Annotated in this window: 15 protein-coding genes; 7 read left to right on the forward strand and 8 right to left on the reverse strand. The window is 63.3% G+C overall.

Features of this window, described 5'->3' with window-relative positions:
- Nucleotides 1-21: 21 nt before the first annotated feature.
- The 6 genes from RA25_RS02320 to RA25_RS02345 all read left to right on the forward strand — a co-directional run bounded on the left by RA25_RS02320 (nucleotide 22) and on the right by RA25_RS02345 (nucleotide 5257).
- The gene (locus tag RA25_RS02320) at nucleotides 22-861 is read left to right on the forward strand and encodes an ABC transporter ATP-binding protein (RefSeq protein ID WP_019295868.1); all 840 of its coding nucleotides are present in this window, start codon (nucleotides 22-24) and stop codon (nucleotides 859-861) included.
- Between the two features lie 101 nt (nucleotides 862-962).
- On the forward strand, nucleotides 963-1220 hold the full coding sequence (locus tag RA25_RS02325; RefSeq protein ID WP_039169821.1) for a hypothetical protein: 258 nt from the start codon (nucleotides 963-965) through the stop codon (nucleotides 1218-1220).
- The gene (locus tag RA25_RS02330) at nucleotides 1217-2134 is read left to right on the forward strand and encodes an ABC transporter permease (protein ID WP_039169822.1); all 918 of its coding nucleotides are present in this window, start codon (nucleotides 1217-1219) and stop codon (nucleotides 2132-2134) included. The genes RA25_RS02325 and RA25_RS02330 overlap by 4 nt, the downstream gene beginning before the upstream one ends.
- Nucleotides 2131-2976 (forward strand): ABC transporter permease, encoded by an 846-nt coding sequence (locus RA25_RS02335; protein WP_039169824.1) that lies wholly within the window; start codon nucleotides 2131-2133, stop codon nucleotides 2974-2976. Before RA25_RS02330 ends, RA25_RS02335 begins: the two co-directional genes overlap by 4 nt.
- Before the next feature lie 148 nt (nucleotides 2977-3124).
- The gene (locus tag RA25_RS02340; protein WP_019295871.1) at nucleotides 3125-4111 is read left to right on the forward strand and encodes an ABC transporter substrate-binding protein; all 987 of its coding nucleotides are present in this window, start codon (nucleotides 3125-3127) and stop codon (nucleotides 4109-4111) included.
- A 324-nt stretch (nucleotides 4112-4435) separates the two neighbouring features.
- Nucleotides 4436-5257, forward strand: coding sequence for an ATP-binding protein (locus RA25_RS02345; RefSeq protein WP_237754561.1), 822 nt, complete (start codon nucleotides 4436-4438; stop codon nucleotides 5255-5257).
- Here the strand turns inward: RA25_RS02345 and RA25_RS02350 are convergent.
- The 8 genes from RA25_RS02350 to acs all read right to left on the reverse strand — a co-directional run bounded on the left by RA25_RS02350 (nucleotide 5217) and on the right by acs (nucleotide 14636).
- Nucleotides 5217-5717: a flavin reductase family protein gene (locus RA25_RS02350; RefSeq protein WP_019295873.1), complete on the reverse strand. Its 501-nt coding sequence runs from the start codon at nucleotides 5715-5717 to the stop codon at nucleotides 5217-5219. The genes RA25_RS02345 and RA25_RS02350 overlap by 41 nt on opposite strands.
- 60 nt (nucleotides 5718-5777) lie before the next feature.
- Nucleotides 5778-7187, reverse strand: a complete 1410-nt coding sequence (locus RA25_RS02355) for a 3'-5' exonuclease (RefSeq protein ID WP_039169825.1) — start codon at nucleotides 7185-7187, stop codon at nucleotides 5778-5780.
- A 2-nt stretch (nucleotides 7188-7189) separates the two neighbouring features.
- Nucleotides 7190-7708 carry a hypothetical protein gene (locus RA25_RS02360; protein ID WP_039169828.1) on the reverse strand — a complete coding sequence of 173 codons (519 nt, stop codon included), beginning with the start codon at nucleotides 7706-7708 and terminating at the stop codon, nucleotides 7190-7192.
- 85 nt (nucleotides 7709-7793) lie between these two features.
- Nucleotides 7794-9617 (reverse strand): DUF294 nucleotidyltransferase-like domain-containing protein, encoded by a 1824-nt coding sequence (locus RA25_RS02365; RefSeq protein WP_039169830.1) that lies wholly within the window; start codon nucleotides 9615-9617, stop codon nucleotides 7794-7796.
- Between the two features lie 107 nt (nucleotides 9618-9724).
- Nucleotides 9725-11509 carry a sodium:solute symporter family protein gene (locus RA25_RS02370; RefSeq protein WP_019295877.1) on the reverse strand — a complete coding sequence of 595 codons (1785 nt, stop codon included), beginning with the start codon at nucleotides 11507-11509 and terminating at the stop codon, nucleotides 9725-9727.
- Between the two features lies 1 nt (nucleotide 11510).
- Nucleotides 11511-11795 (reverse strand): DUF4212 domain-containing protein, encoded by a 285-nt coding sequence (locus RA25_RS02375; protein WP_019295878.1) that lies wholly within the window; start codon nucleotides 11793-11795, stop codon nucleotides 11511-11513.
- 188 nt (nucleotides 11796-11983) lie between these two features.
- Nucleotides 11984-12667, reverse strand: coding sequence for an adenylate kinase (locus RA25_RS02380; protein WP_019295879.1), 684 nt, complete (start codon nucleotides 12665-12667; stop codon nucleotides 11984-11986).
- Nucleotides 12668-12674: 7 nt separating this feature from the next.
- Nucleotides 12675-14636: an acetate--CoA ligase gene (gene acs / locus RA25_RS02385; RefSeq protein ID WP_039169833.1), complete on the reverse strand. Its 1962-nt coding sequence runs from the start codon at nucleotides 14634-14636 to the stop codon at nucleotides 12675-12677.
- Nucleotides 14637-15129: 493 nt separating this feature from the next.
- Between acs and RA25_RS02390 the strand changes: the two genes are divergently transcribed.
- On the forward strand, nucleotides 15130-16146 hold the full coding sequence (locus RA25_RS02390; RefSeq protein WP_039169836.1) for a C4-dicarboxylate TRAP transporter substrate-binding protein: 1017 nt from the start codon (nucleotides 15130-15132) through the stop codon (nucleotides 16144-16146).
- Nucleotides 16147-16200 lie beyond the last annotated feature (54 nt).

The following is a 16200-nucleotide window of genomic DNA, read 5'->3' on the forward strand; positions in this document are numbered from 1 at the left end:
GTGTGAAATCAAGGCGAAGATATGAATATGGAACCGACCACCCAGGCAATCCGACCCGAGGCCGCCGCTTCCGCACCAGCCCCCGCGAACTGTGTGATCGAGGCCCGGAACCTGGACCTGACCTTCCAGACCAACGATGGCCCGGTGCACGCGCTGAAAGATGTGAGCCTGGAGATCAACAAGGGTGATTTTGTCTCTTTCATTGGCCCGTCGGGCTGCGGCAAGACCACCTTTCTGCGCTGTATCGCAGCGCTGGAAACTCCAACCGGCGGCAGTCTGTCCGTGAATGGCATGACCCCGGATGAGGCGCGTCGTAACCGGGCTTATGGCTATGTGTTTCAGGCGGCTGGGCTTTACCCCTGGCGCACCATCGCCAAGAACATCAAGCTGCCGCTGGAAATCATGGGATATTCCAAGGCGGAGCAGGAAAAGCGCGTTAATCAGGTCCTGGAACTTGTTGAATTGTCAGGATTTGGCGGCAAGTTCCCGTGGCAACTGTCAGGCGGCATGCAACAGCGGGCCAGTATCGCGCGGGCGCTGGCGTTTGATGCTGACATCCTGCTGATGGACGAGCCTTTCGGGGCGCTGGACGAGATCGTGCGCGACCATTTGAACGAGCAGCTGCTGAAGCTGTGGGCGCGGACCAACAAGACCATCGGCTTTGTCACCCACTCGATCCCGGAGGCAGTGTATCTGTCCACCAAAATCGTGGTGATGTCACCGCGGCCGGGGCGGATCCATGACGTGATTGACAGCACTTTGCCCAAGGAACGGCCGCTCGATATCCGCGACAGCCCGGAGTTCATCGAGATCGCCCACCGGGTGCGCGAGGGGCTGCGGGCGGGGCATGGCGATGACTGAGTTCGCCAGCCGGTCCCGCCGGAATTGGGGCGTGACATGCGTGCACCGCCTGTACACCCCCTGTGCACCGGGCAGCTGCCGGATAAGGGAGGCAGTTGCAGATGGATGAGAAAAATCAAAATGCGCCGGGGGGTGAACCTGAGGCTTGGGCAGGAGCGCAGACCAAGCTGGAGCGCCAAAAAAGAATTTGGAGCCTACTCTTTTGGGGGCTCCTCATTGCAGGCTCAATATTCCTTGTAACAACCCGGTTGGCAGATGGAGAGTACTTTGGTGCTCTGGTCTTCGGGTTGCTCGGTGTCGTGTACCTTTATCGTTCGGCGCGAACGGTGATCGAGTGGCGGAAGGAAACACAACCATGAAAAGCCTTGTTGCCGTCCTCACCGTGCTCGCCGCCATCATCGCCTTTTGGTACGCGGCCTGCGTGCCGATGAACATCAAAGGCGTGCTGGATCAGGCAGAGCGGGCCGGGTCCGAGGTCGCCCCCGCCACCGCCAGGGAACGCCGGGGCATGAGTGAAATTGTTCTGGTGGCGCAGAACACTTTTGCCATCAATGACACCTGGGTACAGGAGCGCCCGCGGCTGCCCGCGCCGCATCAGGTGGCGGTGGAGCTGTGGGAGACCACGGTGGAGAAGAAAATCACCTCCAAGCGCAGCCTGATCTATCACGCGCAGGTGACGCTGAGTGCAACGCTGCTGGGGTTTGCCATCGGCACCGGGCTTGGCATTCTGCTGGCGGTGGGCATCGTGCATTCCCGCGTCATGGATATGTCGGTGATGCCCTGGGCGATTGTCAGCCAGACCATCCCGATCATCGCGCTGGCGCCGATGATTATCGTGGTGCTCTATTCCATCGGGGTGCAGGGGATCATCCCCAAGGCGGTGATTTCAGCTTACCTGAGCTTCTTCCCGGTGGTTGTCGGCATGGTGAAGGGGCTTCGGGCGCCGGATGCGATGCAGCTGGATCTGCTGAAAACCTACAACGCCAACACGAACCAGGGGTTCTGGAAGCTGCGGCTGCCGTCCTCCATGCCATACCTCTTTGCCTCGCTGAAGATCGGCATCGCCGCCTCGCTGGTCGGGGCCATCGTGGGTGAGCTGCCGACCGGTGCGGTTGCGGGTCTTGGCGCGCGGCTGCTGGCGGGCAGCTACTACGGGCAGACCGTGCAGATCTGGTCGGCGCTGTTTGCCGCGGCGATCCTGGCGGCGGCGCTGGTGGCGCTTCTGGGCCTGATCGAGAAGGTTGTCTTGAACCGGATGGGGGTGCGGGCATGATACTGGTGATCCTTGCAATCCTTGTCTGGTGTCTGGGCTGGTGGCTGAACAGCCGTCTGGCGAACAGCCCGGCCTCGAAAACCCGCGCGGTGCAGCTGCTGGTGCCGGCCATCTTCGGCATCACCGTGCTGGTTGTCTGGGAGCTGCTGGTCAGAGGGCTGGCGGTGTCGCTGGTGATCCTGCCGGCGCCAACGGTCATTGCGGCGCGCTTTGCCTCCAGCCTGCCGATCCTGTGGGAGGACTTTGCCCAGACTATCCTGAAAGGCGCGCTTGGCGGCTATGTGATCGGCTGCGGCGCGGCGTTTCTGACCGCGATCCTGGTGGACCGCAGCGATTTTCTGCGCCGGGGCCTATTGCCGGTCGGGAACTTCGTGGCGGCGCTGCCGATTGTCGGCACCGCGCCGATCCTGGTGATGTGGTTTGGCTTTGACTGGCATTCCAAGGCGGCGGTGGTCGTGGTCATGGTGTTCTTTCCGATGCTGGTGAACACCGTGGCGGGGCTGCGCGAGACCTCGGCCATGCAACGGGATCTGATGCAAACCTATGCGGCCACTTATTGGCAGGCGTTTTTCAAGCTGCGGCTGCCGGCGGCGCTGCCGTTTGTGTTCAACGGGCTCAAGATCTCAACCACGCTGGCGCTGATCGGCGCGATTGTGGCGGAGTTCTTTGGTTCGCCCACCGTCGGCATGGGGTTCCGCATTTCCACCAGCGTCGGCCAGCTGGCGCTGGATATGGTCTGGGCGGAGATCGTGGTGGCGGCGCTGGCGGGGTCTGCCTTCTACGGGCTGGTGGCGCTGATCGAGAAAAGCTTTACCTTCTGGCACCCATCACAGCGGGGCTGAAAGTTGAACCGTCCCGCCGGCTGCGGGGCGGTTTTTGCGGAAATCTTGCGCGGGGTGCCGTCAAAGGCCGGCCTCATAAAGAAAAAACTTTGAACGAATGGTCAAACCCGGGCAAGCTTCACATCATAATCAATAGGGAGAACGAGACATGAAACATCTGATGACGGCGGCAGCGCTGATGATGGGGGCCGCGGGGGCGGCGCAGGCGGCGGATGACGTGACGCTGCAGCTGAAGTGGGTGACCCAGGCGCAGTTCGCGGGCTATTATGTGGCGCTGGATAAGGGGTTCTATGAGGAAGAGGACCTGAATGTCACCATCCTGCCGGGCGGCCCGGATATCGCGCCGACCCAGGTGATTGCCGGCGGCGGCGCCGATGTGACGGTGGAATGGATGCCTGCCGCTCTGGCCGCGCGGGAAAAGGGCCTGCCGCTTGTCAATATCGCCCAGCCGTTCAAATCCTCCGGCATGATGCTGACTTGCTGGAAAGACACCGGCATTGCTGAACCCGCCGATTTGGCCAACCGCACCCTGGGTGTCTGGTTCTTCGGCAATGAGTTCCCTTTCATGAGCTGGATGAGCCAGCTGGGCATCTCCACCGAGGGTAAGAGCGAAAACGGTGTGGAAGTTTTGAAGCAGGGTTTCAACGTCGATCCGCTGCTGCAGCGTCAGGCGGACTGTATCTCGACCATGACCTATAATGAATACTGGCAGGTCATTGACGCAGGGGTGTCGCCGGATGAGCTGATTACCTTCAAGTATGAGGACCAGGGCGTGGCGACGCTGGAAGATGGTCTGTATGTGCTGGAGGAGAACCTGAGCGATGAGGCCTTTGCCGGCAAGATGGAGCGGTTTGTGCGCGCGTCGATGAAGGGCTGGAAATACGCCGAGGAAAACCCGGACGAAGCGGCGGAGATCGTGCTGGACAATGACGCCTCCGGTGCCCAGACCGAGACCCACCAGAAGCGTATGATGGGTGAGATTGCCAAGCTGACTGCGGGCAGCAATGGCGCGCTGGACGAAGCGGACTACCAGCGCACCGTGTCGACCCTGATGGGCGGCGGCTCTGATCCGGTGATCACCAAGGAGCCGGAAGGCGCCTGGACCCATGCCATCACTGATGCGGCGCTGAAGTAAGGCTTCGGACCAGCAACAAGCCTTGCAGCCCCGCCGGATCCTGTCCGGCGGGGTTTTGCGTGAAATGTCCGAGGATTGGTTAAAATTGCAACAAAATTCCGGCCTGAAGGAAAAACATCCTCAGGTTGTTTAAATTTGTGTTAACCTTCCCTTATGGGAGAGGTGTGCGGACATATCTCTGAACGGCATGAACCTGCTGGCAATGGGCCGCAGCATTTATGCCTTTGCTCTCAGGCGGAAGTTGCCGAATGCCGGTCAAGGTATGCGGTCAAAGGACGGTCCGCCCTGCTGGATGTGGGGAGCCGAAGCAGCGCCTTGCCGCTGATGCCGCTGTGCCAGGCTGCCCATGGCCGCAAGCTGGCTACCGGCCGGGCACAGATCCTGGTGCTGTATGAGTTGGAGCCGGCGGGGCTGGAAGAGGCCAGCGTAGGGCACAGCGATGTAGTGCCGGTCGCGGTGTGCCGCCTTGAAAAGATCACCCATGCTGATCTGCTGCATGCGCTGGCCTGCGGGTTCGACGTTGTCTACTTGCAGGCGTGCAAAGCGCCGCAGGGGCGCGAGCCGCAGAGGCTGGAAGTGGACCTGGTGCGGGCCCTGGGGGGATTGGGCCGGATTGTGCTGTTCAACGGCGCCGCTGCCGTGGACCGGCGTCTGGCGGCACGGCTGCTGCCGTTTCCCTCAGTTGAGCCCGAGGTGCTGGCGGTGGGCAGCCGCAGGGACACCGCGCGGGCCAGTGCCGCCGCGCTGCTGCCGGCCAGCACCGGCCATGCGGCGCTGCCGGAGCAGGCACCCTATGGCACTGTCAGCCTGCAGGAGGACCTGTGCAACAATTGCAACAGCTGCGTCTGGGTCTGCCCCTCGGATGCGCTCAGCCTGACTGAAAACGCCGGAGCACTGAATTTTGTGGAATCGCTGTGCACCCAATGCGGGCTGTGCGTCTCCATTTGCCCGCAGCGGGCGCTGAGCATGACACCGGGTATGGATCTGACCGCCTATGCGGTGCTGCCGCATTTGCTGACGGAGGCGGAGGGGAAGGCCGCTGGAGCATCCACCCCTGTAGCCCGCCATGAAGCCGGGACGGATCTGCCTGTTGCGGAGCTGCCGGTTATCCCTGTTCCAGAAACCCGCCATACAGACCGCGCTTGAAGATCAGACCCTTGCCCGGGCGGGTGGTGACGCGGGCCACTTCACCGATGACAATGGTGTGGTCGCCTGCCGGATGGGCGGCATAGCGGCGGCAGTCGAAACGGGCGATCACCCCCTCCAGCGCCGGCGCGCCCAGATCGTTGGGCTGCCAGGCTGCGGCGCTGAAATCCTCGCCGAAAGCGGCGAAATGCTTGGCCAGCGGCAGCTGGTCCTCTGCCATCACGTGAATCGCAAAGTTCTCAGCCGCGACAAAGGCATCGTGGCGCAAGGAGGCCTTGGCCGGGCACCATAGCATCAGCGGCGGCTCCAGCGAGACTGAAGTGAAGCTGTTGACGGTAATGGCCAGCGGGCCGCGGGGCGTCTGGGTGGTGACAACCGTCACCCCGGTGCCAAAGCAGCCGAGCGCATCGCGGTAGGCCCGGGCGGTTTCCGGCCCGGGAATAAAGCTGGTGTCGGCCATCTCGCGCGCCTTTTGTTCGTTCCGGGCAGTGACCTGCCACGCATGGCCCGGATTGTCTACCTAGTTCAAGTCCTCAATGAGGCGGCCGTGTTTGCGGGTCTCCTCCAAAATGGCGCCAAAGGTCATGAGCCCGCGCGCCTCCAGCATCGGCAGCATCTTGCAGAAGACCTCAGCTGTGGCGCGGGCGTCCCCCATGGCGGTGTGGCGCAGGGCAGATGGGATGGTGACATCAAGCCGGTCGCACAAGGCGTCGAGCGTGTGGTTCTGGGAGGCACCGAACAGGACCGCGCTCAGCAGCACCGTGTCCAGCACCGGCTGGTCCCATGTGACACCGGTGCGTTTGGCATGGCGGTGCAGGAAGGCCATGTCGAAGGGCGCATTGTGGGCGATAATCACCGCGTCAGAGGCAAAGCGGTGGAAATGCCGCGCGGCGCTGGCGATGCCGGGCCGCCCCCGAACCATGGTATCGGTGATGCCATGCACCTTGGTTGAGGAGGCCGGAATGGGGCAGCCCGGGTTCACCAGGGTTTCAAAGGCTTCGCTTTCGATGATCCGCCCGCGCACCACCCGCAGGGCGCCGATCTGCACGATCTCATCCTTGTGGGGCAAGAGGCCGGTGGTCTCGGTGTCGAACACCACATAGCTCAGGTTGCTGAGCTTGCGCCCGTTCAATTCCGCATGCTCGCTCTCCAGCAGACCAAAGTCATAAACCAGCGGGCGGGAGTCTTCTGGCGCAAGGCCCGCATGGGCGCCCTCAAACAGGATGATATAGCCCGGCGCGCCGCCCAGCGGTTTCAGGCGCAGGTCGAACACCTGAGCGCCGCTGGCGCTTTTGACTTCTGCCTGAACCTCCATGCCGCTGCGCACCAGCCGGCCATAGGCCGCCTCCAGCCCGGTGAGGTCCAGGTAATCGGACAGCGGTGCATTCAGGCGCGGTGGCGCCTCCTCCGCCAGCACCGCCGCGGCCTGGCCGTCGTAGAGCACGATCTGATGGGCGGGGCTGGCCATCACGGTGGCGATGGGAATGTCGGTCAGGAGCGCGGCCAGCCGGGTTTTCTCGGCTTCCAGATGCTCCGTTTCTCGGGCGATGGCCTCAGCGGCGTTCATGGCAGAGGCGCCGAGCTGGCCCGCCAGCCCCTGGGCCGCTGCGGCAAGATCGCCCAGGTAGCGGGCGCCGTGGGTATCCAGCTCTTTGCTAACGCCCGCATGGGCGCGGGCGCGCATACCCGCAGCCAGGCGTTCGATCGGCTTGGCGACGTTTTCATCGAACAGCAGCCAGACCCCGGCGCAGAGGCCGAGAATGGCAAAGGTGCTGAGAAGGCCGGAGAAAATGAAGGCATCTGACAGCTCTGGCTGCTCTGTCCGGCTGTAGCCGGCCCAAAGCGCGCCTGTGGTGACGGCGATGCCGCCAAATGCCAGCAGGCAGAAGAACAGGAAAATCCGCAGCCGAAGTGACAGGCGTTTGTGCATGGCTACCCTCCGCAGGCAGTCGTCAGAATGGCATCATCGGCCTCGGCTGCGATCCAGTCCAGCCCCTTGGGCAGCCCGTCGCCGGAAAAGGCCACTGTGCCACCGGCCAGCGCACGCTGCCACTTACCGCAGTCCAGCACCGCGGCCTGCTTGCTGACCGGCGCCCAGCGGCCGAAGAAATAGAGATCCGCCAGGAAAACCTGCGGGTGCGCGGCGTGGCTTTTCATCGTGGCGGTATCCACCGCGGCGAAGCGGTCCACATACGGCACCACCTGCGTCCAGGGGCGGTAGAGGCTGCGGTTCTCGATGGTTTCCGCCACCGCCAGCCCTTCGGGCAGGGCGGCTTTGGTGCGGCTGTACCAGCCGTACTCGGACGCGACGGTCACCCCGATCATCGCCAGCCCCGCCGCCACCGGCGCCATCCAGCGCGGAAGCCGGCCCTTGAGCGTCCGGTTCAGGAGCATCACCACACCCGCGGCGGCAACGCCCGCAAAGATCACCGCAATCAGTTCCAGAAACATCCGATCTCCCCGTAGGCCCCAGGCCTTTTCATTTTTCTCAAAATACTCCCGCCGGAGGCTCCCGCACTGCCGGCTGGCGCTGCTGTCAGCTTAACATGCCTTTGCCGTGCCCGGCTGCCGATTGCATTGTCTTTACGACAACAAATGCGTCGCGCAGATGACTTCGCTCAAAATCCGACAGATCCGAAGGCGCCAGATAGTTGTCGGGCGCCTGGCTGCTGCGGATTTGTGCGGCCTGATGCTCCAGCCGGGTCTGGGCGATCAGGTCGTAGGCGTCCATGAGGTCGCGCGCGCCCGAAGGGCTGAGCACACCCGCGGCCTCCGCCGTCTCCAGCCGGGCGCGGGTGTTCACCTCGGCCAGCTGGCCCTGCAGCGCGTAGATGCGGCCCAGGTCCACGACCGGCACCACCCCGTTGTGCTTCATGTCCAGCGTGTTGCGGTGCTCGCCCGAACGGATGGTGGCCAGCCCGCGCAACAGGCCCAAGGGCGGCGTGTGCTTCAGCGAGTTGGCGGTCATATGGGCGGTGAAGATCGAATTGGCGCTGGCGGCCTTCAGGGTTTCGTGGTGCAGATCCGCAAACAGCGCGGCGTCGCCGCCGATCGGGCGCAGGTCGAACATCACCGAGGCCAGCATCTGCGCCTCAGGATTCGGCTTGGCGATCCAGCCGCGGAAATAGTCGCGCCAGACGTGCAGCGGCTGCCGCCAGCGCGGGTTGGAGGCCATCATGTCGCCGGGGCAATAGACGTAGCCGCAGGTATCCAGCCCGTCGCAGACAAACTTGGCAAGCTGTTCGAAATAGGCGTTGTCTTCCGGCTTCAGGTCATCGGACAGGATCAGGCAGTTGTCCTGGTCGGAGACGCCGGTTTGCTCGCGCCTGCCTTGCGAGCCGCAGGCCAGCCACAGGTAGGGCACCGGCGGGGCGCCCAGTTGCTCCTCGGCCAGCGCCAGCAGGCGGCGGGTGGCGGTGTCGGCGATGTCGGTGATCAGCCGTGTCACAACCTCATGCCGGTTGCCTCCAGCTACCAGTTGCACCAGCAGACGGGGAATTTCAGCGGTGACCTTGGCCATCTCCTCAGCGGAACCTGCGCGGGTGATGCTGGAGACCATCTCGCCTGAGCTGACGGCCTGGAACCGGGTGAGGTCGGTTTGGGTCACGATGCCCGCGAGCCTGCCTGCCTCAACCACCGGGATGTGGCCGATGCCATGCTCCATCATCATGTGCAGCACGTCCGACCCGATGGCGGAAGGCGCCAGGGTCAGCGGATCCGGGGTCATTACCGTGCTGACCGGGGTCGAGATGGGTTTGCCGGCGGCGAGGATTTTTGCCGTGAGGTCGCGGGTGGTGAGGATGCCTTGCAGTCTGTCCCCGTCGGTTACGCAGATGGAGGAGATGCGGCGGTCGCGCATCAGTTGCGCCGCACCCTGGCAGGTGAGGCCGCTGGAGCAGGTGACCGGGTCGCGCGCCATGATGGTTGCCACGCGGGTGGTGGCAAGGCTGGTGCTGTCCCGGCTTCCGGGGCGGCGGCGGTCGAAGAACTTGGCCACTTTGGGCTGGCTTGCCATCAGGGCGTGGAAGTCCGCCTTGGGCAGCAGCAGCAGGATTGTGTCCGTGGTGGTTCGGGCCGAGGTTACTGCGCGTCCAGTGCGGGTCAGGCCGCGTTCGCCAAAGGAATTGCGGGGACCGAGGATGGAGACGGGGATGCCGTTTTCGTCGGTCACTTCCACCTCGCCGGTGTGGACCAGGTAGAGGCCGTCCAGATCTTCGTTCAGGGCATAGACGGGGCTGCCTGCGCTTGCTTCGATCTGGCGGAACTTGGGTGCCAGGTCCTGCAGCAGTGCGGGTTCCAGGCTGTCGTAGGGGTGGACCGAGGACAGGAAGCGGAGCAGGGCAGCGTCAGATAAGGGCATGGGAATACCTGGGCGTCTTCAGGAAAAAATGGCCCCGCCAGTGAAACACCGGACGGGACCATGAGGGAAGAGGCGGGCCGCCGGGAGGTCAGCCCGCCCAGGGGAGGTCAGTGGTCCTGTGCAGCGCCTGCGCCGCGCGGGATGCGGACGCTTTCCACCAGCTCTTCGATCTCGGCCGGGATGGCCTCGGTCGATTTGGAGACGATGAAGGCCACCGCGAAGTTCACCATTGCGCCAACCGCACCGAAGGAGGTGGATTTGATGGTGCCCAGCAGCGGATCTGCATCGGTGAAGGAGTTGGTGTCCGGGATGAACAGCCAGCCCTTGTGCAGGAAGATGTAGACCAGGGTCACGATCAGGCCTGCCAGCATGCCGGCCACGGCGCCCTTGTTGTTCACCTTGGTGAAGATGCCCATCATCAGCGCAGGGAAGATCGAGGCGGCGGCCAGGCCGAAAGCCAGCGCCACGGTCTGTGCGGCAAAGCCCGGCGGGTTCAGACCCAGGTAGGTCGCCACAGCAATGGCTACGGCCATGGCGATACGGGCCGACAGCAGCTCGCCTTTTTCCGAGATGTTCGGATTGATTGAGCCCTTGATCAGGTCGTGGGAGACTGCCGAAGAGATCGCCAGCAAGAGGCCCGCAGCGGTGGAAAGAGCAGCCGCCAGGCCGCCTGCGGCCACCAGACCGATCACCCAGCCCGGCAGGTTGGCAATCTCAGGATTGGCCAGAACCAGGATGTCGCGGTTGAAGTTGGTCAGCTCATTGCCGGCCCAGCCGTTGGCTTCGGCAGTGGCCTGCAGATCGGCGTTCTTGTCGTTGTAGTACTGGATCGCACCGTCGCCGTTCTTGTCTTCCCAGCCCAGGAGGCCGGTTTGCTGCCAGGTCGCCATCCAGTCGTACTTGGGATCTTCTTCGATCTGCTGCACGGTGACGGCGCCGCCTTCGATGCCGCCGTTCGGCCACATCATCTCAGTGATGTTCAGGCGGGCCATGGCGCCGACTGCCGGAGCGGTCAGGTACAGGAGCGCGATGAACACCAGCGCCCAGCCGGCCGACCAGCGGGCATCAGCTACTTTCGGCACAGTGAAGAAGCGCATGATCACGTGGGGCAGGCCCGCGGTGCCGATCATCAGCGACAGGGTGAAGAGCACCATGTTGAAGGTGTCGGCGTGATGCGCGGTGTACTCGTTGAAGCCAAGCTCGGTCACGATGGCGTCCAGTTTGGACAGCAGCGGCTCGCCGCTTGCGGCGTGATCGCCGAACAGGCCGAGCGCCGGGATCGGGTTGCCGGTCAGCTGCAGCGAGATGAAGATGGCCGGGATGGTGTAGGCCATGATCAGGACGCAGTACTGGGCCACCTGGGTGTAGGTCACGCCCTTCATGCCGCCGAACACGGCGTAGGCGAAGACCACACAGGCGCCAATCAGCAGGCCTGCGGTGTTGGAAACCTCCAGGAAGCGGCCGAAGGCCACGCCGACGCCGGTCATCTGGCCGATCACGTAAGTGGTCGAGGCAACGATCAGGCAGATCACCGCCACCACACGCGCGGTGGGCGAATAGAACCGGTCGCCGATGAATTCGGAGACGGTGAATTTGCCGAACTTGCGCAGGTAGGGCGCCAGCAGCAGTGCCAGCAGAACGTAGCCGCCGGTCCAGCCCATCAGGAAGGTGGAGTTGTCATAGCCGGTAAAGGCAATGAGGCCCGCCATCGAGATAAATGACGCCGCCGACATCCAGTCGGCCGCAGTGGCCATGCCGTTGGTGACGGGGTGCACACCCCGGCCGGCGGCATAGAATTCAGATGTGGAGCCCGCACGGGCCCAGATCGCGATGCCGATGTAGAGCGCGAAAGAAGCGCCCACAAACAGCAGGTTGATGGTAAACTGGTCCATCTTATTCTTCCTCCACGCCGTATTCGCGGTCCAGCTTGTTCATCCGGAACGCGTAGAAAAAGATCAGCCCGAGGAACACCAGGATCGAGCCTTGCTGGGCGAACCAGAAGCCCAGATCGCTGCCGCCGACCTTGATGCCCGCAAGCATCGGGCGCAGCAGAATGCCGAAGCCGAATGAAACAACAGCCCAGATGATCAGGCTGACGATGATGATGCGCACATTTGCCGCCCAATAGCCCTTGTCGGCTTCGGCGGCTTTGTCCGCGTTTGTGGTTTGATCCGCCATGGCGGCTCCTCCTTCTTCCTCCATGCCTGCCGTGCGGGAGCGCAGGGCAGACCTCCTCTGTTTGCCTGCCGCCGGATTCACGGGCGCGCAGACATGACTCCTCCGGTCCGCCAAGGCGGGTCCGACGGGTATTCCAATGTCCGGGGACGGGGTCCTGCCGGGTCAGGGCAGGCCCCGTTTCTTGGTTGTTAGCTGGTGGCCTTGGTCACGATGGCCGCCATGTCCTGGGCGATGTCGTCGATACCGCCCATGGCATCTGTGGTTTTCAGAACATCCTTTCCGCCGTAGTAGGCGATCAGCGGCGCGGTCTGCGCGTGATAGGCCTCCAGCCGGCTGGCAACGGTTTCTGCATTGTCATCGGCGCGGCGCTTCATCTCGGTGCCGCCGCATTTGTCGCATTTGCCGGCTTCCGCGGGCTGTTTGAAGCTGTCGTGATAGCCTTCGCCGCAGCCTCCGCAGGTGTAGCGGCCTGAAATCCGCTCGACCATGGCGGCGTCGTCCACCTCCAGGCTGATCGCGGCGTTGATCTTCTGGTTCGTTTCCGCCAGCAGACCGTCCAGCGCCTCGGCCTGAACGGTGGTGCGGGGAAAGCCGTCGAGGATCACGCCCTTGGTGCAATCGGGCTCTGCCAGACGGTCGCGCAGGATGTTGATCACGATCTCGTCGCTGACCAGCTGGCCTGCCTCCATCACCGCCTTGGCGGCAAGGCCGGCGGGCGTGCCGGCGGCAACCGCCTCGCGCAGGAGGTCGCCGGTCGACAGCTGCACATAGCCGAATTTTTCCTCAAGCATCCGCGCCTGGGTGCCCTTGCCGGCGCCCGGAGGCCCCAGCAGGATCAGAACGGCGGGACGGGTCATGACTGCCATATTCATTGTTCAATCACCCCTTGTTCGCACGGTTTTCGATCAGGTCTTCGACCACCGAAGGATCGGCGAGGGTCGAAGTGTCGCCGAGGGAGCCGAAGTCGTTCTCGGCGATCTTGCGCAGGATGCGGCGCATGATCTTGCCGGAGCGGGTTTTCGGCAGGCCCGGCGCCCATTGGATTACATCCGGAGAGGCGATCGGGCCGATCTCGGTGCGAACCCAGGTGCGCAGCTCCTTCAGCAGCTCATCCGACGGCTCGCGGTCGTTCATCAGGGTCACGTAGCAGTAGATGCCCTGGCCCTTGATCTCATGCGGGTAGCCGACCACGGCGGCCTCAGCCACGGCAGCATGGGCCACCAGCGCGCTTTCGACCTCGGCGGTGCCCATGCGGTGGCCGGAGACGTTGATCACATCATCGACGCGGCCGGTGATCCAGTAATCGCCATCCTCGTCGCGGCGGCAGCCGTCGCCGGTGAAGTAATAGCCCTTGTAGTCGGAGAAATAAGTCTTCTCGAAGCGCTCATGATCACCCCAGACGGTGCGCATCTGGCCCGGCCAGCTGTCCTTGATGCACAGCACGCCTTCGACGCCATTGCCTTCGATCTCGGCGCCGGACTGCGGGTCCAGGACCACCGGCTGAATGCCGAAGAAAGGTTTCATCGCTGCGCCCGGCTTCATCGCATGGGCACCCGGCAGCGGGGTCATCAGGTGGCCGCCGGTCTCGGTCTGCCACCAGGTGTCGACGATCGGGCATTTGCCCTTGCCGACAACCTCATTGTACCAGTTCCAGGCTTCCGGGTTGATCGGCTCACCTACGGTGCCCAGCACCTTGAGGTCGCTCAGGTCGCATCTTTCGACCCATTCGTTGCCCTGGCCCATCAGCGCCCGCAGGGCGGTGGGGGCGGTGTAGAACTGGTTCACCTTGTGTTTTTCGCAGACCTGCCAGAAGCGGGAGGCATCGGGGTAGGTCGGCACGCCTTCGAACATCAGGGTGGTGGCGCCATTGGCCAGCGGGCCATAGACGATATAGCTGTGGCCGGTGACCCAGCCCACGTCCGCGGTGCACCAGTAGATGTCGCCGTCGTGGTAATCAAAGGTGATCTCGTGGGTCATCGCGGCATAGGTGAGGTAGCCGCCGGAGGTGTGCACAACGCCCTTGGGCTGGCCGGTGGAGCCGGAGGTGTAAAGGATGAACAGCGGGTCTTCGGCGTTCATCTCGGCGGGCGCGCAGTAGTCATCCGCTTCCAGCGCCATCTCGTTGTAGTCGTAGTCGCGGCCGTCAACCCAGGTGGTCTGGCCGCCGGTGCGCTTGACCACCAGGCATTTCACGCTGTCCTTGGTATGCAGCAGGGCGGCATCGGCGTTCGACTTGAGCGGGGTCTTGCGGCCGCCGCGGGGCGCTTCGTCGGCGGTGATGATCACCTTGGCGTCGCAGCCGTTGATGCGGGCGGCCAGTGCGTCGGGGGAGAAGCCGGCAAAGACGATGGAATGAATGGCGCCGATGCGGGCGCAGGCCAGCATGGCATAGGCCGCTTCGGGGATCATCGGCAGGTAGATTACCACCCGGTCGCCTTTGCGCACGCCCATCGACTCCAGGATGTTGGCCATCCGGCAAGTGCGGCGGTGCAGTTCGCTGTAGGTAATGTGCTGTGCGTCTTCTTCGGGGCTGTCCGGTTCCCAGATGATCGCGGTCTGATCGCCGCGGGCCGCCAGGTGGCGGTCGATGCAGTTGGCGGAGACGTTCAGGGTGCCGTCGGCATACCAGTTGATCGAGACATTGCCGAAGTTGTAGTTCACGTCCTTCACCTGGGTGAAGGGCTTGATCCAGTCGATGCGCTTGCCCTGTTCGCCCCAGAACCCTTCGGGATCGGACAGCGAGGCTTCATACATCTCCTGATACTTGGCGGCATTCACATGCGCGCGGGCAACGGTTTCGTCGGACGGCGGATAGACAGCGTCTGCGTGCAGCGCGTTCATTCGGTTTCCTCCCAGAATTTTATTGGCAAGACAAACGACAACGCTGTGCCGTGGCTGTCAAACCGTTTCCTCCTGAGGCCAGATAATACCGCAGTCTGAAAATTTGTGAATAAAATGCCGGTATCAAAGGATTTATCTGTAAACGAATTTCAAGGTTTAGGATGGGTTTGAAAAGTAATTTGCATGCCGGCGCATACCAGCGCTTGTTTTAAAGGCCTTTTCTGTAAAGTCCTGGGCACGCTGATAGTTGCCTGCGGGGCCGCTATTGCCCCGGCAGCGGCGTCCTGCCGCAGGCTGGGACGGCCTGAAGCCTGCGGCAAATTGTGCCGGCGGGGCGGAACGGGCGCCAGATGCCCGGCGCGAGTCGCTGCGTCACCTTTGCCGCCGGGGGGCTTGGCAGGGCGCATCCCTGCCGCTAGCCTGACAGCCAAGCGTCCAGGCCGGATTTCCTTTTGCCGGCAGTCACAAGGGCGCAATTCGGGAGAGTTACATCATGAACAGATTTCTGACTGCCGCCGTGGCGGCTGCTGCGGGTTTTGCCATCGCTGGCGAGGCCGCGGCCACCGAGTGGAACGTGTCCCTGTGGGGCAAGCGCCGCGCCTTCACTGAACATGTGGAGAAGCTGGCGGAGCTGGTCTCCGAGAAAACCGGCGGCGAGTTCACCCTGAATATCAGCTATGGCGGGCTGTCCAAGAACAAGGAAAACCTCGACGGCATCTCCATTGGCGCCTTTGAGATGGCGCAGTTCTGCGCCGGATACCACCGCGACAAGAACCCGACCATCACCGTGCTGGAACTGCCGTTCCTGGGCGTGAACACGCTGGAAGAAGAGGTCGCTGTCAGCCACGCGGTCTATGGCCACCCGGCGGTGCAGGCCGATCTGGCGCGCTGGAACGCCAAGCTGCTGATGACCTCGCCGATGCCGCAGTACAACATCGTCGGCACCGGAGAACCGCGCGACGAGCTGGCAGAGTTCAAGGACATGCGGGTGCGCGCCACCGGCGGTATCGGCCAGGCGTTCTCTGCCGTGGGTGCGGTTCCCACTTCGGTGACCGCAACGGAAGCCTATAACGCCATGGAATCCGGCGTTGTCGACACTGTCGCCTTTGCCCAGCACGCGCATCTCAGCTTTGGCACCATCAACAAGGCCGACTGGTGGACCGCAAACCTGAACCCTGGCACCGTGAACTGCCCGGTGGTGGTGAACACCGATGCCTATGACGCCCTGAGCGACGCCGAACGCGAGGCACTGGACAGTTCAGTGGAGGAGGCGATTGCCCACTACCTGGAAAACTACGGCGCGCTGCTGACCAAGTGGGACGGCGTTCTGGAAGAGAAGGGCGTCGAGAAGGTGATGATCTCTGATGATCAACTGGCCGAGTTCCGCAAGGTGGCCGCCGACCCGATCCGTGCCAAGTGGATCGAGGATATGAGCGCGCAAGGCCTGCCGGCGCAGGAGCTCTATGACCTGGTGCAGAAAACCTTGAGCGACGTGCGCTCGGGCAGCTAAGCCTGACGCAATAAAAAGGGGCCGGGCAGGACAGCACCGGCCCCTTTGTCTTTG

The organism is Leisingera sp. ANG-S5 (genome assembly GCF_000813925.1).
GTDB lineage: Bacteria > Pseudomonadota > Alphaproteobacteria > Rhodobacterales > Rhodobacteraceae > Leisingera.